The sequence below is a fragment of the Psychrobacter sp. 1U2 genome (genome assembly GCF_051847575.1).
This window is the reverse complement of sequence record NZ_JBPYDC010001195.1, coordinates 1-672: the sequence shown is the minus strand read 5'-3', so window position 1 is coordinate 672 and position 672 is coordinate 1. Positions and strand designations below refer to the sequence as shown.

At 41.1% G+C, this 672-nt stretch carries 1 protein-coding gene; it reads right to left on the bottom strand.

All coding sequences use genetic code 11. The annotated features are described in order from the left end of the window. A partial coding sequence (locus ACS8FD_RS21165) for a BCCT family transporter (protein WP_439277314.1) occupies nt 1–417 on the bottom strand: 417 nt, incomplete at its 3' end. Between the last annotated feature and the right edge of the window lie 255 nt (nt 418–672).

Genomic DNA, 672 nt, shown 5'->3' with positions numbered 1-672 from the left:
ATAAGCAATTTGCATCGCCTCTTTGGCTGCAGCAATAGTTTGCGGCTCTGACAGCGGCGGCGTAGCAAAATGAATCACAGGCTCAGCAACACCATAGAACAATAAGGCGATACCGTATCCTGCCGAAAACAGCATAGAGATCCATTCAATAAAATTATATTGCGCCGTGCCATGGTCAGGTCCTAGCTTGATGCCGCCATAAGGCGAAAACGCCAGAATCACGATAAACATCAAGAACAGCGCTGTGGCCAGCATATAAAACCAACCAAACGTCTCGGTAGTAAAGCCCAGCACTTGTGCAAACAAACCACTTGCCAGTTGTGGATTGACCGAAGCACCGATCACCAACAATACCATGACCACAGCAGTCGGTATAAATACCGGCATCAAAATAGTCGAACGAGATAGCTTACTCATAAAGGGTTCTCAAAAATCATAAATTTGAATGGGTATATGATACGCTTATATAACATCTGTTTTTTTAAAGTATTTATATGTCTTTAGTATGCATAAATAACGCTTGTCAACAATTCATTCATCCCTAAGCCTAGTAAGCGATAGTTTAGAATAGCGTTAACCATAGCGCTTTTAAACTATAATGAAAAGGGTGTTTTCTATAGAAAAAAGGCAGCCATCTAGCTGCCTTTAGTGACAATCAAATGATTCGATACT